At 66.0% G+C, this 854-nt stretch carries 1 protein-coding gene and 1 pseudogene; both read left to right on the top strand.

From position 1 onward, the window contains the following. The first annotated feature begins 95 nt into the window (after positions 1-95). Complete coding sequence (locus A3840_RS17850) at positions 96-458, top strand: DUF952 domain-containing protein (RefSeq protein WP_067460214.1); 363 nt, start codon at positions 96-98, stop codon at positions 456-458. Beyond that, positions 455-854, top strand: a pseudogene (locus A3840_RS17845) (quinone-dependent dihydroorotate dehydrogenase); the annotation flags it as partial. The gene A3840_RS17850 and the pseudogene A3840_RS17845, both read left to right, overlap by 4 nt.

Raw genomic sequence — 854 nt, 5'->3', positions numbered from 1 at the left:
GTCCGGAATTCAGTCCTAACGTATTCTCCACGGTCCACCTTGTAAAGAGAACCTTTACGTTTTACCCCGGCACGATCAGCGCCGCAGGTTGTTCCATGTCTCCCGACACGCCCTCCCTCATCTACAAGATCGCCACTGCCGCCTCCCTGGCCGGCGCCCGTCATTCGGGCCACTATGCCGGCATGCCCATCGACGCGGCGGATGGCTATATGCATTTCTCCACCGCCGCCCAATTGGCCGAAACGCTGCGCCTGCATTTCCGCGGCCAGGCCGATCTCGTCATCCTGGCGGTGCGCATTGCCGATCTCGGCCAGGGCCTGGTCTGGGAGCCCTCGCGCGGCGGGCAGCTTTTCCCTCATCTTTATGGCGGCCCGCTGGATTTGCGCGCGGTCGAATGGGAAGCGCTGGTCAGCGTCGACGATAACGGAAACTGCACCCTGCCGGAGGCCGTGCGATGATCTTCTCCGCTTTCTCGCCGCTGCTGCGCAATGCGGGCCTGGCCAATCTCACCCGCGACGCCCTGTTGCGCATGGATGCCGAAACCGCCCATGGCGCCACCATAACCGCCCTGCGCCTGGGCCTCGCCCCGCAGCAGCAGCACCGGGATCCGCCCGAACTCGCCACCGCGCTCTGCGGGCTCGACCTGGCCAATCCGGTCGGCATGGCCGCCGGCTTCGACAAGAATGCCGAAGTGCCCCGCCCCCTGGCGCTGATGGGCTTCGGCATGGTCGAAATCGGCACCGTCACCCCGCGCCCGCAAGCGGGCAATGACAAGCCCCGCCTGTTCCGCATTCCCGCCGCCGACGGCGTGGTCAACCGCATGGGCTTCAACAATGAAGGCCACGACGCCGCCT

The organism is Devosia elaeis (assembly GCF_001650025.1).
GTDB lineage: Bacteria > Pseudomonadota > Alphaproteobacteria > Rhizobiales > Devosiaceae > Devosia > Devosia elaeis.
Note: the sequence above shows the minus strand (reverse complement) of the source record. Positions and strands in the feature narration are given on the sequence as shown.

Bases quoted from the DNA above. Each gene is read 5' to 3' on its own strand.
- A3840_RS17850 (WP_067460214.1), top strand. From the start codon at position 96: ATGTCTCCCGACACGCCCTCCCTCATCTACAAGATCGCCACTGCCGCC.